Source organism: Brevibacterium sp. Z349TD_9 (assembly GCF_056173565.1).
Genome location: NZ_CM149680.1, coordinates 2747811 through 2768964 on the forward strand (window position 1 = coordinate 2747811; position 21154 = coordinate 2768964).

At 66.2% G+C, this 21154-nt stretch carries 15 protein-coding genes; 6 read left to right on the forward strand and 9 right to left on the reverse strand.

From position 1 onward, the window contains the following. Positions 1-23: 23 nt before the first annotated feature. On the forward strand, positions 24-1694 hold the full coding sequence (locus AC0VYB_RS12830; RefSeq protein WP_095375958.1) for an ABC transporter substrate-binding protein: 1671 nt from the start codon (positions 24-26) through the stop codon (positions 1692-1694). 1 nt (position 1695) lies between these two features. Further along, the gene (locus AC0VYB_RS12835) at positions 1696-3486 is read left to right on the forward strand and encodes a dipeptide ABC transporter ATP-binding protein (RefSeq protein WP_095375959.1); all 1791 of its coding nucleotides are present in this window, start codon (positions 1696-1698) and stop codon (positions 3484-3486) included. Positions 3487-3576: 90 nt separating this feature from the next. Here the strand turns inward: AC0VYB_RS12835 and ilvC are convergent, their stop codons facing one another. The 3 genes from ilvC to AC0VYB_RS12850 form a co-directional block, all read right to left on the reverse strand. Beyond that, the gene (gene ilvC / locus AC0VYB_RS12840) at positions 3577-4605 is read right to left on the reverse strand and encodes a ketol-acid reductoisomerase (protein ID WP_063249084.1); all 1029 of its coding nucleotides are present in this window, start codon (positions 4603-4605) and stop codon (positions 3577-3579) included. A gap of 160 nt (positions 4606-4765) precedes the next feature. After that, a complete protein-coding gene (gene ilvN, locus AC0VYB_RS12845; protein ID WP_009378155.1) occupies positions 4766-5278 on the reverse strand; it encodes an acetolactate synthase small subunit in 513 nt (170 codons plus the stop codon). Further along, positions 5275-7212, reverse strand: a complete 1938-nt coding sequence (locus AC0VYB_RS12850) for an acetolactate synthase large subunit (RefSeq protein WP_095375960.1) — start codon at positions 7210-7212, stop codon at positions 5275-5277. Before AC0VYB_RS12850 ends, ilvN begins: the two co-directional genes overlap by 4 nt. A 371-nt stretch (positions 7213-7583) precedes the next feature. Between AC0VYB_RS12850 and AC0VYB_RS12855 the strand changes: the two genes are divergently transcribed. Continuing rightward, on the forward strand, positions 7584-9434 hold the full coding sequence (locus AC0VYB_RS12855) for an ABC transporter ATP-binding protein (RefSeq protein WP_095375961.1): 1851 nt from the start codon (positions 7584-7586) through the stop codon (positions 9432-9434). Then, positions 9431-11299 (forward strand): ABC transporter ATP-binding protein, encoded by a 1869-nt coding sequence (locus tag AC0VYB_RS12860; protein ID WP_475384738.1) that lies wholly within the window; start codon positions 9431-9433, stop codon positions 11297-11299. Before AC0VYB_RS12855 ends, AC0VYB_RS12860 begins: the two co-directional genes overlap by 4 nt. A 173-nt stretch (positions 11300-11472) precedes the next feature. Here AC0VYB_RS12860 and AC0VYB_RS12865 read toward each other — a convergent pair whose 3' ends face one another. Both AC0VYB_RS12865 and AC0VYB_RS12870 read right to left on the reverse strand, forming a co-directional pair. Further along, positions 11473-12480 carry a DUF559 domain-containing protein gene (locus AC0VYB_RS12865; RefSeq protein WP_063249088.1) on the reverse strand — a complete coding sequence of 336 codons (1008 nt, stop codon included), beginning with the start codon at positions 12478-12480 and terminating at the stop codon, positions 11473-11475. A gap of 306 nt (positions 12481-12786) precedes the next feature. Continuing rightward, a complete protein-coding gene (locus AC0VYB_RS12870; protein ID WP_063249089.1) occupies positions 12787-13377 on the reverse strand; it encodes a protein-L-isoaspartate O-methyltransferase family protein in 591 nt (196 codons plus the stop codon). Between the two features lie 100 nt (positions 13378-13477). Between AC0VYB_RS12870 and AC0VYB_RS12875 the strand changes: the two genes are divergently transcribed. Beyond that, positions 13478-13996 (forward strand): adenine phosphoribosyltransferase, encoded by a 519-nt coding sequence (locus AC0VYB_RS12875; protein ID WP_063249090.1) that lies wholly within the window; start codon positions 13478-13480, stop codon positions 13994-13996. A 302-nt stretch (positions 13997-14298) separates the two neighbouring features. Next, positions 14299-15120, forward strand: coding sequence for an aldo/keto reductase (locus AC0VYB_RS12880; protein ID WP_475385265.1), 822 nt, complete (start codon positions 14299-14301; stop codon positions 15118-15120). A gap of 225 nt (positions 15121-15345) precedes the next feature. Here AC0VYB_RS12880 and AC0VYB_RS12885 read toward each other — a convergent pair whose 3' ends face one another. From AC0VYB_RS12885 to AC0VYB_RS12900, 4 genes are read right to left on the reverse strand one after another with little or no spacing between them, the layout of a single operon-like run. Further along, the gene (locus AC0VYB_RS12885; RefSeq protein ID WP_223289960.1) at positions 15346-17034 is read right to left on the reverse strand and encodes an ABC transporter family substrate-binding protein; all 1689 of its coding nucleotides are present in this window, start codon (positions 17032-17034) and stop codon (positions 15346-15348) included. A 46-nt stretch (positions 17035-17080) separates the two neighbouring features. Further along, positions 17081-19186 (reverse strand): ABC transporter ATP-binding protein, encoded by a 2106-nt coding sequence (locus AC0VYB_RS12890; RefSeq protein ID WP_009379335.1) that lies wholly within the window; start codon positions 19184-19186, stop codon positions 17081-17083. After that, entirely contained in the window at positions 19179-20096 is a 918-nt protein-coding gene (locus AC0VYB_RS12895) for an ABC transporter permease (RefSeq protein ID WP_040342078.1), read from the reverse strand. Before AC0VYB_RS12895 ends, AC0VYB_RS12890 begins: the two co-directional genes overlap by 8 nt. Before the next feature lies 1 nt (position 20097). After that, positions 20098-20952, reverse strand: coding sequence for an ABC transporter permease (locus tag AC0VYB_RS12900; RefSeq protein WP_227007196.1), 855 nt, complete (start codon positions 20950-20952; stop codon positions 20098-20100). Positions 20953-21154 lie beyond the last annotated feature (202 nt).

Consider the following 21154-nt stretch of genomic DNA (forward strand, 5'->3'; position numbering starts at 1 on the left):
CCCACTCCACGCAAAGGACCATCATGAAGCGCATCGGCCTCGCCGCCGCCACCCTCGCCCTCGGCCTCGTGCTCACCGGCTGCAACGCCAACCCCGGCCTCAACGACGACTCGCAGGGCAACACCCTCGGTGAGACGCAGAAGGGCGGGACGCTCAACATCTTCACCGACGCTCCCGACATCGACTTCGACCCCGGCAAGAGCCAGGGACTCGCGATCACCTCGCTCTCCCTCGTCCACCGCCGGCTGACGACGTGGGACATCCAGCCCGACAAGCCCGGCAAGGTCGTCCCGGACCTCGCCACCGACACCGGCACGGTCAGCAACGACGGGAAGACGTGGACGTTCACCCTCAAGGACGGACTCAAGTACGAGAACGGCCAGCCGATCACGACGCAGGACATCAAGTACGGCATCGAACGCTCCTTCTCCACCGAGCTCTCCGGCGGCCTGAGCTACCACAAGGGTCTGCTCGAGGGCGGCGCCGAATACCAGGGCCCGTTCAAGGGCGAGGACCTCGCCTCGATCGAGACCCCGGATGAGAAGACCATCGTCTTCCGCCTCAACTCCTCCTTCGGCGACTTCCCTTGGATCGTCTCGATGCCGGCCTTCTCCCCCGTGCCCGAGGGCGAGGACGACCCGAGCCGGTACGGCATCGACCCGATCGCCTCGGGTCCCTACAAGGTCGAGTCGAACCAGTCCGGTGCCGAAGCGGTGCTCACCCGCAACGACCAGTGGCAGCAGGACACCGACCCGGTGCGCACGGCCGGACCCGATTCGGTGGTCTTCAAGCTCGGCCAGGACGCCTCGGTGACCTCTCAGGCGCTCATCTCCGATTCCGGTGATGCGAAGAACGGGTTCTCCGCGAGCTTCGTGCCTGCCTCCCAGCTCGCGCAGGTCCAGAACGATCCGAACGCGAAGTCCCGGCTCGTCACCTCCGGACCCGGCGCGCTCGCCTACCTCGCGATGAACACCGAGCGCCCCGGCCTCGACGACGTCAAGGTCCGCCAGGCGATCAACTACGCGGTGGACAAGAACACGTTCCGCATCGCCGGCGGCGGGGAGATCTCCGGTGACTATGCGACGACGCTCATCACGCCGGGCATTCCCGGACGTGAGGAGTACAACCTCTACCCGGCAGAGCCCGGCGGCGACGTCGAGAAGGCGAAGTCCCTGCTCGCCGAGGCCGGCGCCGACCTCGGCACGCTCACCCTGCTCACGCAGAACTCCGCGACCTTCGTCGCGCAGGCCGAGGCGATCCAGCAGGCTCTCAGCAGAGCGGGCATCACCGTCGAGATCAAGTCCGTCGACGCGAACACGTACTCCGCCGATGCCACGGCCAACGACGCCGACTACGACCTCGTGCTCGGGTCGTGGCAGCCGGACTTCCCCTCGGCCAACGGCAACATCCAGCCGCTCTTCGACTCCTCGCAGATCGGCAACGGCAACTACAACCTCTCCCGCTACTCGAACAAGGAGGTCGACGCGCTCATCAGGAAGGCGACCGAGACCGTCGATCCGACCGAGGCGCAGAAGGTGTGGGCCGAAGCCGACCGCCGGATCATGGAGGACGCGCCCGTCGTGCCGCTGACGTACAACAAGAACTCCTTCCTCCACGGCTCGAACGTCGAGAACTTCATCATCGGGGAGTTCCCGGCCTACCCCGTGTACTTCAAGGCCTCCCTCAAGGGCTGAGATGACGAGTCCGCATCCCGCGCTGCGCTACCGGGACTACTCGGTCTCCTTCGGCTCCCGCCAGGTCACCCGGGACGTGTCCTTCGATCTCGTCCCGGGCTCGATCCTCGCCCTCGTCGGCGAATCCGGGTCGGGCAAGTCCGTCACCGCACTCGCTCCCCTCGGCCTCGTGCCGGGGGCGAGCGAGTCCGGTTCGGTACTCCTGTGCGCCGAGGAGGGCACCGCCGCCCCGGCAGGACCGGCCCCCGCATCGGCGGGACCGGCCCCCGCCTCGGCGACTGAGGGTGTCGACCTCGTCGGCCTCGATCAGGAACGGCTGCGGGCGATCCGCGGGGAGCGGGTCGGTGTCGTCTTCCAGGAGCCGATGAGCGCGTTCAACCCGATGTTCCGAGTCGGCCATCAGATCGCCGAGGCGGTCCGTGCCCATACCCGCCGTCCCGGGCCGGACCTCGGAGAGCGGGTGGTCCGGCAGCTGCGCACCGTCGGCCTGCGCGACCCCGAGCAGGTCGCCCGGGCCTTCCCGCACGAGCTCTCCGGCGGCCAGCTGCAGCGGGCGATGATCGCGCTCGCGACGATCAACTCACCGCAGGTCCTCATCGCCGACGAGCCGACCACGGCCCTCGACGTCACCGTGCAGACGGGCATCCTCGACCTCCTCCTCGCCCAGGCGCAGGCCGGCCAGGCCGTCCTCCTCATCACCCACGACATGGGCGTCGTCGCCGACATCGCCGACCGAGTGGCCGTGATGAAGGACGGCCGCATCGTCGAGACGGGTCCGGTCAGCCGGATCTTCTCCGCCCCGACCTCGGCCTACACCCGGGAGCTGCTCGCCGCCGTGCCGCGGCTCTCCGCGGTCGTCGCGCGGAGGGACGACTCCCCCGCCGAGGCGGCTGCCGGGTCCCGGACGGATGCCGGGTCCCGCGCGGACGTCGGGCCCCGCGCGGGCGTCGAGTCCCGCGCAGCCGCAGGGTCCGCGACCGGCCCAGTGCCCGCAGCCGAGCTGCGGCACGCCACCGTCGTCCACCGCTCCTCGGGCCGCCGGGTCGTCGCCCTCGACGACGTCAGCCTCGTCGTTCCCGCAGGGCAGATCACCGGGCTCGTCGGCGAGTCGGGCTCGGGCAAATCGACGATCGCCAACGTCCTCACCGGCGGGCAGGCGCTGACCTCAGGTGAGGCGTTCGTCGACGGCGAACTCGTGACCACCCGCCCGAACCGACGACAACGGCGGCACCGGGCAGAGGTCGGCGTCGTCTTCCAGGACCCGCGCGGCTCGCTCAATCCGCGCCGGTCGGTCGGCTCGCAGATCGCCGAGCCGCTGCGCGTCCACACCGACCTGCGAACCCGGCAGATCGAGGCACGGGTGATCGAGCTGCTCACCGACGTCCAGCTGCCGGCCGACTTCGCCGAGCGCTACCCGCACGAGCTCTCCGGCGGCCAGCGGCAGCGTGTCGCGATCGCCCGCGCGCTCGCGCTGCGCCCGAAACTGCTCATCGCCGACGAACCGACCTCGGCCCTCGACGTCTCCGTCCAGCGCGGAGTGCTCCGGCTCCTCGCCGACCTCCACGAGGTCCGCGAGTTCGCGTGCCTGTTCATCAGCCACGACCTCGCCGTCGTCGAACAGCTCGCCTCGAGCGTCATCGTCCTCCGCGACGGGCGCATCGTCGAGGAGGGATCGAGCAGGCAGGTGCTCACCGACCCGCAGCAGCCCTACACCCGGGAGCTCATCGAGTCCGCACCGGTGCCTGATCCCGCGGTCCAGGCCGCCAGACGCGCGGCGCGGCTCGCGGCGTAGGCGATCCGGCTCGCGGCACAGCACGACGAAGGCGCCGAGGGAGGCGATTCCCTCGGCGCCTTCGATCTCCCGGTCCACCCGGGCAGACGATCAGCGAGCGGCAGTGCCCTCGGTGTAGTCGTCGTCGGTGTCCTTGAGCCACGCGAACATCTTCCGCAGCTCGCGGCCGGTGGCCTCGATCGGGTGCTTCTCCTCCTTGGCGCGCAGCTCCTTGAACTCCGTGCCGCCGTTCTTCTGGTCGTTCATGAAGCGCTCGGCGAAGGTGCCGTTCTGGATGTCGACGAGGACGCTCTCCATGTTCTCCTTGACCTCGGGGGTGATCACCCGGGGGCCGGAGACGTAGTCGCCGTACTCGGCGGTGTCGGAGATCGACCAGCGCTGCTTGGCGATGCCGCCCTCGACCATGAGGTCGACGATGAGCTTGAGCTCGTGGAGGACCTCGAAGTAGGCGATCTCCGGCTGGTAGCCGGCCTCGGTGAGGACCTCGAAGCCGTACTGGACGAGGTGGGAGACGCCGCCGCAGAGCACGGTCTGCTCGCCGAAGAGGTCGGTCTCGGTCTCCTCGGTGAAGGTCGTCTTGATGCCGCCAGCACGGAGGCCGCCGATCGCCTTCGCGTAGGAGAGCGCGAGTTCCCACGCGTGGCCGGTCGCGTCGACCTCGACGGCGACGAGGACGGGCACACCGCGGCCGTCGACGTACTCACGGCGGACGACGTGGCCGGGGCCCTTCGGCGCGATCATGACGACGTCGACGCCCTCGGGGGCCTTGATGTAGCCGTAGCGGATGTTGAAGCCGTGGATGAAGACGAGGGCCTTGCCCGGGGTGAGCTGGTCCTTGACCTCGTTCTCGAAGATCTCAGCCTGCACCTGATCGGGAGCGGCGATGGTGATGACATCGGCCCAAGCGGCCACCTCGGCGGGGGTGCCGACCTCAAGCCCTTCGGCGGCGGCCTTGTCCCGGCTCGACGAACCCTCCTTGAGTCCGATGCGGACTTCGGCGCCGGAGTCGCGCAGGCTCAGTGCGTGAGCGTGGCCCTGACTGCCGTAGCCGATGACGGCGACCTTCTTGCCCTGGATCAGCGACAGGTCGGCATCGTCGTCGTAAAAGCGTTCTGCCATGGTTCTAGCTCCTTCGAGGTTTCGGGGTGATGGCCCCATTGTTTCACAGTTCGGTACCAATGTTCACTTGTTGAGATGACTGTCGTTCCACTCCATGGAACGCGGTGTCGGTGCCGGTCGGTCGCCGGCTCAGCCGCGCAGGGCCCGGTCGATCGCCGGCTCAGCCGCGCAGGGCCCGGTCGGTGATCGACTTCGGTCCGCGCCCGATCGCGACGGTGCCGGACTGGACGATCTCCTTGATCCCGAAGGGCTCGAGGACGTCGCGAAGGGCCTCGACCTTGCCGAGCTCACCGGTCGCCTCGACGCACACGGAGTCCGTGGAGACGTCGACGATCGAGCCGCGGAACATCTCGACGGCGGCCGCGACCTGGGGTCGCGTGGCAGCGTTGGCCTTGACCTTGTAGATGACGTGGGCCCGGCGCACCGAGGAATCGGGTTCGAGCTCGACGATCTTGATGACGTTGACGAGCTTGTTCAGCTGCTTCGTCACCTGCTCGAGCGGGACGTCGCCGACGTCGACGACGACCGTGATCCGAGAGAGCTCGTCGTGTTCGGTGACGCCGACGGCGAGGCTGTGGATGTTGAACCCGCGGCGAGCGATGAGTCCGGTGAAGCGTGTGAGCACACCGGGCTTGTTCTCGACGAGGACGGAGAGCGTGTGCCTGCTCGTCATTCCAGGCCTCCTTCGATCTGAGCCACGGAGCGCAGCGTGTCGTTGTCCTCGGAATCGCCCTCTTCGATGACCGTCTCGATCGGTCCGTCGCCGTCACCGTCGAAGTCGGGGCGGACGCCGCGGGCGTACTCGATCTCATCGTTCGAGACCCCGGCGGCGACCATCGGCCACACCATCGCATCGGGTGGGACCGTGAAGTCGAGGACGACGGGCCGGTCGTTGATCGCCAGCGCCTGCTCGATCGCCGAATCGACGTCGTCATTGCTGTCCACGCGCAGCGCGAAGCAGCCGTACGCCTCGGCGAGACCCACGAAGTCAGGGATCCGGATCGTCTCGTGCCCGGTGTTGAGGTCGGTGTTCGAGTAGCGGCCGTCGTAGAAGAGGGTCTGCCACTGGCGCACCATGCCCAGCGACGAGTTGTTGATGATGGCGACCTTGATCGGAATGCCGTCGAGCGCGCACGTCGCGAGCTCCTGATTGGTCATCTGGAAGCAGCCGTCGCCGTCGATGGCCCAGACCACGCGGTCGGGTTCGGCGACCTTCGCGCCCATCGCCGCAGGCACCGAGTAGCCCATCGTGCCGAGCCCGCCCGAGTTCAGCCATGAGCGCGGCCGTTCGAACTCGACGAACTGCGCCGCCCACATCTGGTGCTGGCCGACGCCTGCGGCATAGATCGCCTCGGGTCCGGTGAGTGCGGAGATCCGGGAGATGACGTACTGCGGGTCGCAGAGCTCGCCGTGCTTGGAGTAGCCGCGCGGGTAGGTCCGCTTGAGTCGGGTGAGGAAGCGCCACCACGGCTCCCGCTGGCGCTCGAGCGCCTCCGGGTGCTTGTTCCGCAGCTCGGTGAGGATCTCCGCGAGGACCTCACGGGCGTCGCCGACGATGGCGACCTCGGCCGCGCGGTTCTTCCCGATCTCCGCCGGGTCGATGTCGGCGTGGATGACCTGGGCGTTCGGGGCGAACGAATCGAGGTTGCCCGTCACCCGGTCATCGAAGCGGGCACCGATGGCGATGAGGAGGTCAGCCTTCTGGAACGACGTCACGGCCGGCACGCTGCCGTGCATGCCGGGCATCCCGAGGTGGAGCGGATGGGAGTCGGGGAACGCGCCGCGGGCCATGAGGGTGGTGACCACGGGGATGTTCGTCGCCTCGGCGAGCCGCAGGAGCTCCTTCTCCGCCTCCGAGCGGATGACGCCGCCGCCGATGTAGAAGACGGGACGGTGCGCCTCGGCGATGAGGCGGGCGGCCTCCCGGATCTGCTTCGCGTGCGGCTTGAGGATGGGGCGGTAGCCCGGCAGCTGGGCCTCCTCGGGCCAGACGAACGGGGCCGTGCCCGTCTGCGCATCCTTCGTGATGTCGACGAGGACCGGTCCGGGGCGCCCGGTCGTGGCGATGTGATGGGCGTTGACGATCGCTGATGGAATGTCCTCGGGCCGGGTGACGAGGAAGCTGTGCTTGGTCACCGGCATCGTCATCCCGACGATGTCGGCCTCCTGGAAGGCGTCGGTGCCGAGCAGCTTCGAACTCTGCTGACCGGTGATCGCGAGCACGGGCACCGAGTCCATGTGGGCGTCGGCGAGCGCGGTGATGAGGTTCGTCGCCCCAGGGCCCGAGGTCGCGATGCACACGCCCAGCTTGCCCGAGGCCGCCGCGTAGCCCTCGGCGGCATGGCCGGCGCCCTGCTCGTGGCGGACGAGGATGTGGCGGATCTTCTCGGTCTCGAAGAGCGGATCGTAGGTGGGGAGGATGGTGCCGCCGGGAAGTCCGAAGACGGTGTCGATGCCGAGGCGCTCGAGGCTGCGGACGATCGCCTGCGCGCCGGTGAGGACCTCGGGCGTCGAACTCCTCCGCACGCTGGACGGTGTCGGCTTCGCCGGCGCTGCGCTCTGCGCAGTCCCGGCGGCCGACTTCTGGGCCGGGGGCGTGGCTGCCATCTCTTCGTTCCCTTTCCTTGGTTGACCCGCTCGCATCCGTCCCCGCACTAAAAAAGCCCCTCCGGTGTCGGTAGGGGCGCGCGGAACGTGTCGTGGTGACAGGCTACGGATGATCCGCGCGCTGGCTAATGACGACAACGAGAAGGTGAGTCATGCCTCAATGGTTCACTGCCCCCTCGCGGGTGTCAAACCGCAGAAATGATCGTCTCGTATATCGGGATTCCTGCGGAGCGAGCGATGAGACCGGGAGCCGACGGCCGCCTCGGCGGGGAAATCCATCAGCTTCCGCGGTCGAACAAAACCCCACTTCAGGGGGCCCAGATTCCGCATCGCGAGACCATAGACGCGGGGAGTCCCCGGGACTAGGCTTGATGTTCGTGCGCCCCCTTCTACGCTTCTGGCCCGATCTGCGAACCCGGATCGGCATCTACGCGGTTGTTCTCGTCCTCACCCTCGTCGCGAACGGCATCCAGCTCATCGTCCCCGTCATCACCGGGTACATCATCGACGGTCCGATCGCCGAAGGCGACCTGCCGGGTCTCTGGCTGCCCGTGCTCGGGGTCCTTGCCATCGGGATCGCCGAGGCGGTGCTCATCTGGGCCCGCCGGATGATCGTCGCCCCCGTGGTCTCGGCCTGGGAGATCATCTGGAGGGCCCGGCTCTTCGACCGCCTCCAGTACACCTCGGTGGCCGTCCACGACTCGTGGGAGTCGGGACAGCTGCTCTCGCGGGCGACGACCGACCTCTCCCAGCTGCGGCGCTTCTTCGCCTTCGGCCTGCCGTTCCTGCTCGCGACCCCGATCGTCCTCGTCGTCGGCACGATCATGCTCACAGCGCTCCAGCCGATCTTCGGCCTCATCATGATCGCCATGGCCGTGCCGACGATCGTGTGCGCGGCGATCTTCGAACGCAAGTACCGTGAGGCCTCACGCCGATCGCAGGACACGGTCGGTGAGATCACGACCGACGTCGAGGAGTCGATCCAGGGCATCCGGATCCTCAAGTCCTTCGGCCGCTCCCCGTGGGCCGCCGAGCGCTTCTCCGTGCTCTCGCGCCGGTTCCAGAGCCTCGAGGTGCGCAAGGCGAAGCTCGACTCGTGGTTCTGGGCCCTCCTCATCCTCCTTCCCACGCTCGCCCAGGCCGCGATCGTCGGGGTGGGCACGTGGGGCGTCGTGCAGGGATGGACGACGATCGGCACGGTCGTGGCCGGAGTGACGATCTCGATGGTGCTGCGGATGCCCATCGAGATGCTCGGGTTCCTCCTCGCCGACGCCCTCATGTCGATCACGGCCGCCGGTCGCTACTGGGAGGTCGTCGACATCCGCCACGACATCACCGATGCCGACGGCGGGATCGCCGACGACCCGGACGTCGGGCGCTTCCGCGGGGAGCTCGACTTCGACGACGTCGACTTCCACTTCGCCGACACCGACAGGCTCACCCTGCGCGGACTCGACCTGCGCATCGCGCCGGGACAGACGCTCGCGCTGGTGGGCACCACCGGGTCGGGCAAGACGACGCTCGCCTCCCTCGTGCCGCGACTCCAGGACGTCACCGGGGGCGCGGTGCGCATCGACGGCATCGACATCCGGAACCTGCCGGTCAACGAGCTGCGCCACCTCGTCTCGGTCTCCTTCGAGGATCCGATCCTCTTCTCCGCGAGCGTCCGGGACAACGTCGTCATGGGCTCCCCCGGTGCCGATGACGACGCCGTGTGGCAGGCGCTGGAGATCACGGCGGCCGCCGACTTCGTCTCCCGCCTGCCCGAGGGCCTCGACACACAGGTCGGCGAGCAGGGTCTGTCGCTGTCCGGCGGGCAGCGGCAGCGGCTCGCGCTCGCTCGGGCCGTCATCGGCAGGCCGCGGATCCTCGTCCTCGACGATCCGCTCTCGGCCGTCGACGTCGACACCGAGGACCGGGTGCAGCTCGCCCTGCGCGAGATCCTGCCCGATTCGACGACGCTCATCATCGCCCACCGACCCTCGACAGCTGCCCTCGCCGACGTCGTCGCCGTCCTCGACGAGGGCCGCATCGTGGCCCGCGGCACCCACGAGGAGCTCCTCGAGACCTCCCCGCTCTACCGGGAGCTCATGGGGGCGGGGATGCAGGCGAGCGCCTCGGCGAGGGGAACCGGGGCGACCGCCTCGGCGGGGAACTGCCCGACCCCGGACGGCACTCCTGCCGGGACCAGCGGAACGATCACGGAAGGACGGGACGCATGAGTGCGCCGAAGCCGGCTCAGGACGACGAGGTCGAGTCGCTGCCGCCGGACATCGCGAGGAAGGCGCGGGCCCTGCTCTACTCGCTCGTCCGCCCGCATCTGCCGATGGCGGTGTTCCTCTTCGTCATCGTCGTGGCCACGGCGATCACACTCGTCATCGGTCCCCTCTTCATCGCCGATGCCCTCGACACCGGCATCCCGCGGGCCGTCGATGGCGACCCCGGGCCGCTGACGAGGGCGATCACGCTGTTCGTTGCGGCGGCGGTGGGCTCGGCGGTGCTCTCGTTCACGGCGACGAGGCTCGTGGGCATCACAGCCCAGAAGATCGTCTTCACCCTGCGCGAGCGCGTGTTCACCCATGTCCAGCGCCTCGATCTCGGCTACCACGAGCGCTCGACCTCGGGGCGGCTCGTGTCCCGGCAGACCTCGGACATGGAGTCGGTGCAGCAGTTCCTCTCGTACTCGCTCTTCGAGACGGCGCTCGCGGTGCTCCAGATGGGGTTCATCGCCGTCACCCTCGTCGTCCTCGATGTGCCGCTCGCGATCGTCGTCTTCGCCGGTTTCGTGCCGCTGTTCTTCATCACGAAGTCCGCGCATTCGACGCAGCGCGCCGCCTACCGGCGCACGCGGACGTCGATCGCGAAGGTCATCGTCCACTTCGTCGAGACGATGGGCGGCATCCGCGCCGTCCAGGCCTATCGCCGGCAGCCGGATCGGCGGGGGACGCTCAGCGATCAGGACTCCGCCTATCGGGACGCCAACACCGATGCGCTGCGCGGGGTCGCGTGGTTCGCCGGGTGGACCCGCCTCATCGGCAACGTCACGCAGACGGTCATCATCGTCGTCGGCGCGTGGCTCGTCATCGAGGGGTGGACGCAGATCGGCGTGCTCGCCGCGTTCATTCTCTACCTGCGCCGGTTCTACGGCCCCCTCGACGAACTCGTCCAGTTCTTCAACCTCTACCAGTCGGCCTCGGCCGCGCTCGAGAAGATCGCCGCCGTCCTCGACACCGAGCCCGGAGTGCCCGCCCCGAAGACGCCCGTGCACCTGCCGGCGCGCGCGGGGACGACCGCCTCGGCGGGGGACGGGGCGGGGGCGACCGCCTCGGCGGGGACTGCGGCAGCGACGACGGGACGGTCGATCGAGATCACCGACGTCCGCTTCGCCTACGCCGACGGACCCGACGTCCTCCCCCGCTTCGACCTCACGATCCCGGCGGGGCAGATCGTCGCGCTCGTCGGAGCGACGGGGGCGGGCAAGTCGACGCTCGTCAAGCTCGTCACCCGGTTCTACGATCCCAGCGAGGGCACGGTCAGCCTCGACGAGGTGGACCTGCGCGACCTCGACGATGCGGAGCTGCGCTCGAGCGTCGTCATGGTCACGCAGGAGTCGTTCCTCTTCGCGGGCACGATCGCCGACAACATCCGCATCGGCAATCCCGAGGCCACGGAAGCCGAGGTGGTCGCCGCAGCCACCGCGGTCGGCCTCGACGCCTACATCCGCCGACTGCCCGACGGGTACGACACGGATGTCAAGAAGCGCGGCGGTCGGCTGAGCTCGGGGCAGCGGCAGCTCGTGTCGTTCGCCCGGGTGTTCCTCGCCGATCCGGATGTCGTCGTCCTCGACGAGGCGACCGCGCACCTCGACATCCCCTCCGAGCGGCTCGTGCAGAAGGCGCTCGCGACGGTCCTCGAGGGCAGGACCGCGATCATCATCGCCCACCGGCTCTCGACGGTCGAGATCGCCGACCGGGTGCTCGTCATGGACGCCGGGCGCATCGTCGAGGACGGCACGCCTGACGAGCTCATCGCCGGCACCGGTCGCTTCGCCGCGCTCCACCGCGCGTGGCGCGACACGCTCGTGTAGCGGGCGGCGGCGGCTCGGTGCCGCGCGGTGCGGCGCGGTGCGGCGCGGTGCGGCGACCTCGACTTCCGGCTTCGACGCGGTGATCCGACATATACGCGGTTAGCAGACCGCGTATATGTCGGATCACCGCGTCGATAGGAACGGGCACGGAGCGCGACCGCGTATGTGTCGGTTCACCGCGTCGAAGCAGCCGGTGTGCGCGCGGCGACGATCCGGGCGATCTCGGTGAACGCCTGCCGCCTCCACAGGTCCTTCCAGAACACTCGGATGACGTGATAGCCCAGAGCTCGCAGCTGCCTCTCACGTTCGCGCTCCCAATCGAAGGCGTCCCGGGCGTCCTGCCCGTCGAGTGTGTACTTGATCCGCCCATCGAACTCGACGATCGTCTTCGACTTCGCGTGCAGGAAGTCGACGCGGGCGATGAAGAAGCCGCGATCGTCGACGATCTCGACCTGCGGTTCGAAGCCGTCCACGCCGATCTCATGGAACCGCACCGCGACGATCGACTCCCCGGGCGACTCACGGCGCGGGTCGGCGAGTCCGAGGGCGGTTCTCACTCGGGCGGCATCACGCACTTCGGGGCACTCGGTCAGATCCGTGAGCAGTCGGTCGCCCGCGACCAGACACTTCCGCAGAGCATCGTCGAGCATCGGCACGCTGAGGTCGAGAGGGTAATCACGGGCTACGTCGATGAGCGTGCGCTCTTTCGACGTCACCACGGTATCGCCGAGGCGAGCGATGTGCTCCGCCGGAACGGTTCGTCTGCGGATGATCAGGTGGGCGTGCCGAGTGTTCGTATTCGTCCTGATGACTTCGACCACAGGCTTCTCCATGCTCACGATGACGAATTCCCAAAGCAGGGCCGCGGAGAGGTGGGAGAAGATTTCGGCAGAGCTGATGCCGGAATCCGCGCAGCGTCGATTGATGAGGTCAGCCCGCGTTCTGATGAGGATCTTCGTCCGTTCGAGGCGGTCACGGACATCCCCTATCTTTCCGAGCACTTCGGCATCGCCTTGGCGAACTGCCTCCCAGATCCGAGCATGTCTGGGGTTGTCGCACTGATCTTTGACGGCGAACCTTCCTCGGGCGACGCGCTCGAGACAGCAGTCGACAGCAAGTCGGACGTCGCGATCCGAACAGCCGAGGTTCCTCAGCTCTCGGGTCGTGAACACCTGGTACATGACATCATAGTGCTCTATAGCCAAACAAACGTCAATAGACGCACACATTTCGCATCAAACCAATTCGAGCGAGAGTGCTGTGTTCGACATCGACGGCGCACCAGCGACGCGGTGATCCGACATATACGCGGTCTGCTAACCGCGTATATGTCGGATCACCGCGTCGGAGTACCGTCGAAGCACCTTGGTCGCGCCGGAGTACCGTCGGATCGCCTAAGTATCGCGCCGCTAGTCGCCCTCGAGCCTGGCTCACGACGAACCCTGCGTTCACGACGAACCCTGCGTTCACGACGAGCCGGTAAACGCTCACTCCTCGATGAGCGGGACGAACCGGTAGCGACCGTGGCGAGTGATCGACACGTCCTCGGCCGCCTTGCCGGTGCGCTCGACGCGGAGCATCTCGCCGGAGACGGGGATGACCATCACTCCCCCGACCCTCAGCTGCTCGACAAGACTGCTAGGCAGCTCAGCAGCTTCGGCAGAGACGAGGATCCGGTCGAAGGGCGCACGCTCGGGCAGGCCGAGGGTCCCGGCGACCGCCTCGGCGAACTCGATCGACTCGATCCCCAGCCCATCACAGGCGATGATCGCGCTGTCAAGGAGCTCCCGATGCCGCTCAACCCCGATGACGCGGCCGCGCCCACCGACGAGCATGCCGAGGAGTGCGGTCGTCCACCCCGAGCCTGACCCGAGATCGAGCACCGATTGACCGGGTTCGACGCCGAGGAGGCTGAGCATGTCGGCGACCGTGCTCGGCTGCGAGTTCGTTTGACCGCACCCGATCTCGAGCGGAATGTTGGACCCCGCCCACCCCTGCTGATGCTCGGGAAGGAAGCGTTGCCGGGGCACCCGAGCGAACGCCTCGGCGAGGGTGACTTCGTCATCGGACGTGCTCATCTTCTCCCCTCGCCGGTCTGCGCCCTGACGTCTTGGCGTCGACGATACGCTCTCGAGCACCAGCCGAAAAGGCTCCACCCCACCCGAGTACAGTTGACCCGTGACGAATGCAGAGCTCGACCGCGCGCAGACCCTCATCACCTCGATCCCCGACTACCCGGAACCCGGGGTGAACTTCCGCGACATCTCGCCCCTGCTCGCCGACGGTCCCGCGTTCACCGCCGTCACCGAGGCGCTCATCGCCCCATTCCTCGGCCGCTTCGACTTCGTCGGCGGACTCGAGGCCCGCGGCTTCCTCTTCGCCGGTGCCATCGCCGCGATGACCGGAGCCGGAATCCTCCCGATCCGCAAGGCCGGGAAACTGCCCCGGCCGGCCGCCGCCGTGTCCTACTCGCTCGAGTACGGCACCGCGACGATCGAAGCCCCCGCCGTCCTCTCCCCCGGCGACCGGGTCCTCCTCGTCGACGACATCCTCGCGACCGGGGGCACGCTCACCGCCGCGCAGGCACTCGTGCGCGAACTCGGCGCCGAGGTGGTCGGATCCGCCGTCGTCCTCGAACTCACCGACCTCGGCGGGCGCGCCCACACCGGCGACGTCCACACGGTCTTCGCCGATTGAGCGCGACCGCCGACTGAGCGCGACCGCCGACTGAGCGCGACCGCTGACTGAACGCGACCGGCGCGGCCCGGCCGTCACAGACGTACCGACCGACCGCCTCGGCGAGGTCCACAGACGCACCGACCGACCGCCTCGGCGAGGCCCTGATTCCCGTTCAACGGAAACTTTCGGACAACCGGGAATGATCCACGGACCTTGTGCCGTTGTACGCTCGGATCAGGTGCCGGAGACCGGCAGCTGAACCCGTCGAGGCGCCCCACCGGGCGCCGATCAGACTCCCATCCGTGACGAAAGGCGACATGATGTCGGTTCCCACTCTCACTCTCAACGACGGCAAGACCATCCCCCAGCTCGGCTTCGGCGTCTTCAAGGTCGACCCGGCCGAGACCGAGCGCATCGTCACCGACGCGCTCGAGGTCGGCTACCGTCACATCGACACCGCTGCCGTCTACGGCAACGAAGAGGGCGTCGGTCGCGCCCTGAAGAACTCCGGCATCGCCCGCGACGAGCTCTTCATCACGACCAAGCTGTGGAACGACCGCCAGGGTGCGGCCGAGTCGCGCCGCGCGCTCGAGGAGAGCCTCGGCAAGCTCGGCCTCGACTACGTCGACCTCTACCTCATCCACTGGCCGGCACCGGCCCAGAACAAGGCCGTCGAGACCTGGGAGGCCTTCCCCTCCTACCGCGACGAGGGCCTGACCCGGTCGATCGGCGTCTCGAACTTCGACTACCGGTACCTGCCGGCGATCCTTGAGACCGGCATCATCCCGGCCGTCGACCAGATCGAGCTCCACCCGCAGTTCCAGGAGATCGAGACCCGTCCCCTCCTCGCCGAGAACGACATCAAGATCGAGGTGTGGGGACCGCTCGGCCAGGGCAGCGTCGACTACGCGTCGACCGTCATCGGCGAGATCGCGGCCGCCCACGGCAAGTCGTGGGCCCAGGTCATCATCCGCTGGCACCTGCAGCGCGGCCACATCCTCTTCCCCAAGTCGAACAGCCGCGAGCGCATGGCCCAGAACTTCGACGTCTTCGACTTCGAACTCACCGACGTTCAGATGGCCTCGATCGATGCCCTCGAGAACGGCGGTCGGGTCTCGGCCGATCCCGCCGAGGTGAACTGACCCTCGCCGAGGTGATGCGGACTCCCGTGGTCCGCTGAGGAACAACCCGCAGGACGCGGGCGGAATCATTCCGCCCGCGTCCTGCGTCTTCTCACCCGAACTCCGGAGCGCTCCCGATGATGCGTTTGAGACCGGCCCCGTGGGAGAACGTGGAACCACGGGGCCGGAGATCAGGTGAGCGAACCTCTGGCCGCTCCGGTTGTATGGACAGTCATATCAGTCGCCTCAGTCCTTGAAGCCGATGGTCGTCCAATCAGGCGTCTCAAGCTGGCGGGGTCCGAGGCTGACGATGTCGTCCTTGACTCCCCACACGTACGGAGTCGGGTAGATCGGAATCACCGGCTTGAGCTTGAAGATCGCCGCATCGCCTTCGTTGGCCAGCTTACGGGCCTCTTCCTCATCGAGCGTCGCTGTCGCAGCCTTGAACTTCTCACCGATCTCGTCGCTCGAGATCTTCGAGTAGTTCTGCTCCGAGTCGGCGGGGTAGAACAGGTTCGAACCCGACGAGATCGGGAACGCCGTGCCTTCCCAGGTGAACGTCGCCATATCGAAATTGCCGTTGAGGATGTTGTCGGCGAAGTACGCGGCGACCGGGACGGTCTCCAGCTCGATCTTGAAGCCGACCTCGTTTAGATCTTTCATGATCTGCTCAGCCCGCTGCGCATTCGATGCGGTGTCTGCAGGGACGACGATCTTGAATTGGAGCTTCTCGCCGTCCTTCTCCCTGACTCCGCCGTCGCCGGGTGTCCATCCGGCGTCGTCAAGGATCTTCTTCGCCGCTTCGGGATCGAAATCCAGACTGCCGCCGGTGTTGTCCTGGTAGCCCTTCTGACCGGGCATGAAGGTGTAGTTGTTAACCAAGGTCACCGGAGCCTCGACCGGGCCGATGGCCGCCTGGGCGATCGCTTCGCGATTGACTGCCCTGCCGATGGCGTCACGGACTTCCTGGTTCTTCAATGCGCCCTTCTCGGCGTTCATCGTCAGGTGAGTCCATTGCATTCCCTGCGACTTGTAGATGGCGCCGTCTTCACGGTTGTTCGCCGTCTGATACGCGTCGCCGTCGGTGCCGACATCGACGACGTCGATCTCCTTGTTCGCGTAAGCCTGAGCCTGCTGCGCCTGCGACACGACCTTGAAGACGACCTTCTCGAGCTTCGGGGTCTGGCCCCACCACTTGTCGTTGCGCACCATGGTGATGACACCGGACTTGTTGTCGACGCTCTCGGCCTTGAACGGACCGTTGGAGGGCAGCACCTTCTTGGTGTACTCCTTGTTGAAGACCTCGGGGTCCTCACTGATCTCATTCGGCAGCGGAGCCGCAATGTAGTTCGGCCAATCGATGTTGGGCGTCTTGAAAGTCACTTTCACTTCGTACTTGTCCGCCCCGGGTTCGATCGACTCGATGTCTTCGTAGCCCTTCGTCGATGCGACCTGGTACTCGTCGGACTTTCCGTCGCGGGTCTTCCAGAAGGCTTTGTAGTCCTCGACGTCGATCGGGGTGCCGTCTTCCCACACGGCGTCTTTGTTGAGCTTGACGTCGATGACCAGTGGGTCCTCGCTGGCGACTTCAACGCTCTCTGCGTAGTTCTTGTCGACCTCCCACGTGCCGTCCGCTTTGATGGAGATCGGTCCGCCGAGCGAGGTTCCGTACAGATTATTGTTGTCGACGTGCGCGCCGTCGGCGTGATAGTAGTTCAGACTCGCCGGAATCTCCGTCATCGGGTAGGTCAGTGTACCGCCGTCGGCGACCTCGTCGTAGCTCGCCTTCTGGTAATCGGTGGTCGGCAGTGCCGAGATCTCCTTGTCCGCCTTGTCGCTGTCCACTCCGCCCGAGCCGTTGTTCTGCTGCTGGCAGCCGGAGAGAGCCAGCCCCAGAGCGGCGGTCGCGGCGACGACCACTGTCGCCCTTCTCATCCTGATCATCATTGTTCTTGCCTTTCCTTGAGCGGGTTGTGCTGGTTCAGTGGGGGTGATCGAGCTCGCCGATCAGCTCCGAATGGTGGCAGGCCACCAGGCTCTCGCCCGAGGGACTCGGCTGCGGATCGATCTGCGCGCACATCTGCTGCCGTTCGGGGTCGAGCAGGAGGTAGAGCGGGCAGCGAGTGCGGAAGTTGCAGCCGCTGATGTCGTCGGTCGGGCTGGGCAGGTCCCCGGAGAGAAGTACACGTTCGCGGGAGCGTTCGACGAGCGGATCGGGCACCGGGATCGCCGACATGAGTGCCCGGGTATAGGGGTGCTTCGGACTCGCATAGAGTTCGTCCGAACCCCCATATTCCACGATGCGTCCCAGGTACATCACCGCTACGAAATCAGAGATCTGCCGGACGACGGCGAGGTCGTGGGCGACGAACAGATAGGACAGTCCGAGTGAGTCGCGGAGGTCTTCGAGAAGGTTGATGACCCCGGCCTGAACTGAGACGTCGAGAGCCGATACCGGTTCGTCGAGGACGAGGAGGCTTGGATTCGTCACCAAGGCTCGGGCAATTCCGATCCTCTGACGTTGGCCGCCGGAGAACTCATGAGGATACCGATCGGCCATCGAGGGGTCGAGTCCGACCAGGTCAAGCATCTCCTCAACTCTGCGGTGCCGCTCGGCCGACCGGACTCCATGCACCGTGAGGGGTTCACCGATGACATCGGCGATGGGCAGTCTCGGATCGATCGCAGCCATCGGGTCCTGGAAGACGACCTGCACGTCCTTGCGCAGCGCCAGACGTTCCCGCTTCGACAGAGTCGACACGTCGACTCCGTTGATGACGATCGAACCCTTCTGCGGTGCGACCATCTCGAGGATCTCCCCGATCGTCGTCGACTTGCCGCAGCCAGATTCACCGACAAGGCCGAGTGTCTGTCCTGCCTTGATCTCGAAATCGATGCCGTCGACGGCCTTGACTGTACCGATCTGTCGTTTGAAGACGGCTCCCTTGAGCAGGGGATAGTGCTTCTGCAGATCCGTGACCTCGAGGATCTGCGCCGCCCCGAGGTCCCTGGCTTTCCTCTGCACCGGATCAGGGCGCGGGAAGATCTCCGCTGCGGTCAGCGTTCCCGACGCAATCTCGTCGGCGCGGTGGCATGCTGCGGATGTTCCGGCGATGCCATGGCCTTTCAGTTCCGGCTCGACTTCGCGGCAGATGTCGAGCGCGATGGGGCAACGCGGTGCGAAAGGACACCCGGTAGGAAGGTTCGACAGTGACGGGGGCCTGCCCTCGAGAGGCACCAACCGTTGAGTGCCCGCAGTCGCCAGATTGGGCACGGACCGCAGCAGACCGGATGTATACGGCATCTGCGGGCGGGAGAACACGCTCTCGACTGGCCCTGTCTCGACCAGTCGTCCCGCATACATGACGGCGATCCGGTCAGCGTTGCCGGCTACGACGCCGAGGTCGTGCGTGATGAGTACGACGGCGGCCCCGGTGATCTCCCGCGCCTTCTGCAGCACCTCGAGGATCTGTGCTTGGATGGTGACGTCGAGTGCGGTGGTCGGCTCGTCGGCGATGATGAGATCAGGATCGTTGGCGATCGCGATCGCGATCATGGCCCGTTGGCGCATTCCGCCGGAGAACTCATGAGGATAGGCGTTGACCCGGCGTTCAGGCACAGGAATGCCGACGATGCGCAGCAACTCGATCGCGCGGTCATGCGCGGCGTCCTTGCTCAATGACGCATCGTGAAGGAGCAGTCCCTCGGCGATCTGCTCTCCGATGGTGTAGACAGGAGTGAGTGCTGAGAGCGGATCCTGAAAGACCATCGCGATCTCGGAACCGCGCAGCCGAGACATCTGTTCATCGGGCATGCCCAAGAGTTCTCTGCCCCGGTAGCTGATCGAGCCTTCCACCACCGCGTTCGACGGAAGGAGTCCCATCACGGCCATCGACGACACCGATTTCCCCGAACCCGATTCGCCGACGATGCCGAGGAACTCTCCCGGTCGGACGGAATAGTTGACCCCGCGCACTGCCTTCACATCGCCGTTCGAGTTGGGGAACGTGACCGTCAGATCTCTGACCTCGAGAATCGGTGAATCGGAGGTCGGCAGTGTGGGTACGGAGTTGAGGATGTCAGTCACGATTGGCTCCTGATGTCGGATCGATCGCGTCGCGCAGAGCGTCAGCCATCAGGCTGATGGCGAACAGCATGAGGACAAGGACGCCGGCAGGGAAGACGAAGAGCCACGGTCTGGTGACGGCGGCGCCGGATCCCTCGGCAAGAAGCGTGCCGATCGAGACGTCTGGCTTCTGAATGCCCAGGTTGAAATAGCTCAGCGACGTCTCGGCGAGGATGGCCGAGACCACTCCGAGAGTGGCGTCGACGATGAGGATCGAAGCGACGTTGGGGACGATGTGGCGGCTGAGGATGCGCGGGGTCGAGACTCCCATGTACCGGGCTGCCTTGACGAAGTCACGGTCCTTGATCGCCTTGGTCTGGTTGCGGACGACCTGCGCCATGATCATCCACCCGAACAGAGCGAGGAAGACGACGATCGCCACCCACGACAGCTGCCGCAGCAGCGGCGAGAGCAGGACGAGGATGAAGAACGCAGGGAGGACGAGCAGCAGGTTGATGAACCAGACGATGACGACCTCGACGCGCCCACCGAAATAGCCGGCGGTGGAACCGATGATCGCCGCGAGGATGCTTGCGGCGGGCCCGGCGATGATGCCGATGAGCAGTGATTTCTGGAGCCCAGCCACAGTCTGCGCGTAGATGTCCTGACCGATCGCATTCGTGCCGAACCAATGCTGAGCGCTGGGAGGCTGGTTGAGCGCGAAGATGTCCTGGTCGGTCGGCGAGTAGATGTTGATGGTGTTGCCGAACACGGCGAAAAGGACGAAGAAGGCAAGCATGATCCCGCCGACCCAGAAGCGAGGGGTGGCTTTGAGCCGTCGCCAGATCAGCTTCGCCCGGGACGTAGGACGAGACCGCTGGGCGACGACCTCGGTGTCCGGAGTGGTTGAGATCGGAATATCAGTAGCCATGTCAGATCCTCACTCGCGGATCGAGTGCAGCGTAGAGCACCTCGGACAGCGTCGACGAGATGAGTGTCAGGACCGCGATGAACAGGACAGACCCGGCCGCTGCGTTGATATCGGATTGGAGAATGGAGTTGATGGTGAATTCGCCCATCCCCTTCCAGGAGAAGACGACTTCGAGCATCGCGGAACCGGCGACCAGAGTGCCGAATGCGTACGCGAAGTAGGTCGACATCGGGATGAGAGCGACCCTCACTCCGTGTCGGACGAGCGCGGATCTCCGTGTCCGCCCTTTGGATCGGGCTGTGCGTATGAAATCGGAGCTGAGCACATCGAGCATGACCGACCGCTGATAGCGCGAGTACGTGGCAGCGCTCATGAGGATCAGGGCGATCGTCGGCAGCAACATATGGGAGAACTGATCTGCCAGCCACGGAAAGAATCCAGGGTCGATATCGACCGTGTATTCACCGGTGAAGCGTATGAGGTTGTCGCCGACCGCATTGTTGAAATTGGTAGCGAGGATCATCAGCACGACACCGATGACGAACGTCGGCGTGGCAATTATCAGATAGGACGCATAAGTCACTAGCTGATCAGATCCCTTGTATTGCCTTACGGCTCCCCAAACACCGAGCACGACACCGAGAAGCGCACCGAGAAGCGTACCGATGAGCAGCAGTTTGAGACTCACTCCGGCGCGGGTCATGATCTCAGTGAGCACCGGACTGCCGTTGACCGTGGTGCCGAAGTCTCCATGCAGGAAGATGTTCGTCAGCCAGGCCCATGTGCGCTGGAGGATGGGGACGTCCGGATTGGTTCCATGACCGTTGAGGATCGACTGGATTGACGCCTCTGACAAGGGAGGATTCTGTCCGCGGTACCGTGCCGCGGGGTCCATGAAAGCACTGGCCGCGATATAGGCCGTCACTGTGGCAATGAATGCCAGGATGAAGTAGTTGATGAACCGTCGAAGGATGTATTTCCCCGTGGCGAGGCCTAGAGGGCAGTGGTCGACGCGGTCCTCTCATGGCAGATGCGATGGCGCATCGGGCAGGGAAGCA

Bases quoted from the DNA above. Each gene is read 5' to 3' on its own strand.
- AC0VYB_RS12885 (WP_223289960.1), bottom strand. From the start codon at position 17,034: ATGAGAAGGGCGACAGTGGTCGTCGCCGCGACCGCCGCTCTGGGGCTG.
- AC0VYB_RS12850 (WP_095375960.1), bottom strand. From the start codon at position 7,212: ATGGCAGCCACGCCCCCGGCCCAGAAGTCGGCCGCCGGGACTGCGCAG.
- ilvC (WP_063249084.1), bottom strand. From the start codon at position 4,605: ATGGCAGAACGCTTTTACGACGACGATGCCGACCTGTCGCTGATCCAG.
- ilvN (WP_009378155.1), bottom strand. From the start codon at position 5,278: ATGACGAGCAGGCACACGCTCTCCGTCCTCGTCGAGAACAAGCCCGGT.
- AC0VYB_RS12830 (WP_095375958.1), top strand. From the start codon at position 24: ATGAAGCGCATCGGCCTCGCCGCCGCCACCCTCGCCCTCGGCCTCGTG.
- AC0VYB_RS12880 (WP_475385265.1), top strand. From the start codon at position 14,299: ATGTCGGTTCCCACTCTCACTCTCAACGACGGCAAGACCATCCCCCAG.
- AC0VYB_RS12855 (WP_095375961.1), top strand. From the start codon at position 7,584: ATGTTCGTGCGCCCCCTTCTACGCTTCTGGCCCGATCTGCGAACCCGG.
- AC0VYB_RS12865 (WP_063249088.1), bottom strand. From the start codon at position 12,480: ATGTACCAGGTGTTCACGACCCGAGAGCTGAGGAACCTCGGCTGTTCG.
- AC0VYB_RS12860 (WP_475384738.1), top strand. From the start codon at position 9,431: ATGAGTGCGCCGAAGCCGGCTCAGGACGACGAGGTCGAGTCGCTGCCG.
- AC0VYB_RS12870 (WP_063249089.1), bottom strand. From the start codon at position 13,377: ATGAGCACGTCCGATGACGAAGTCACCCTCGCCGAGGCGTTCGCTCGG.
- AC0VYB_RS12835 (WP_095375959.1), top strand. From the start codon at position 1,696: ATGACGAGTCCGCATCCCGCGCTGCGCTACCGGGACTACTCGGTCTCC.
- AC0VYB_RS12895 (WP_040342078.1), bottom strand. From the start codon at position 20,096: ATGGCTACTGATATTCCGATCTCAACCACTCCGGACACCGAGGTCGTC.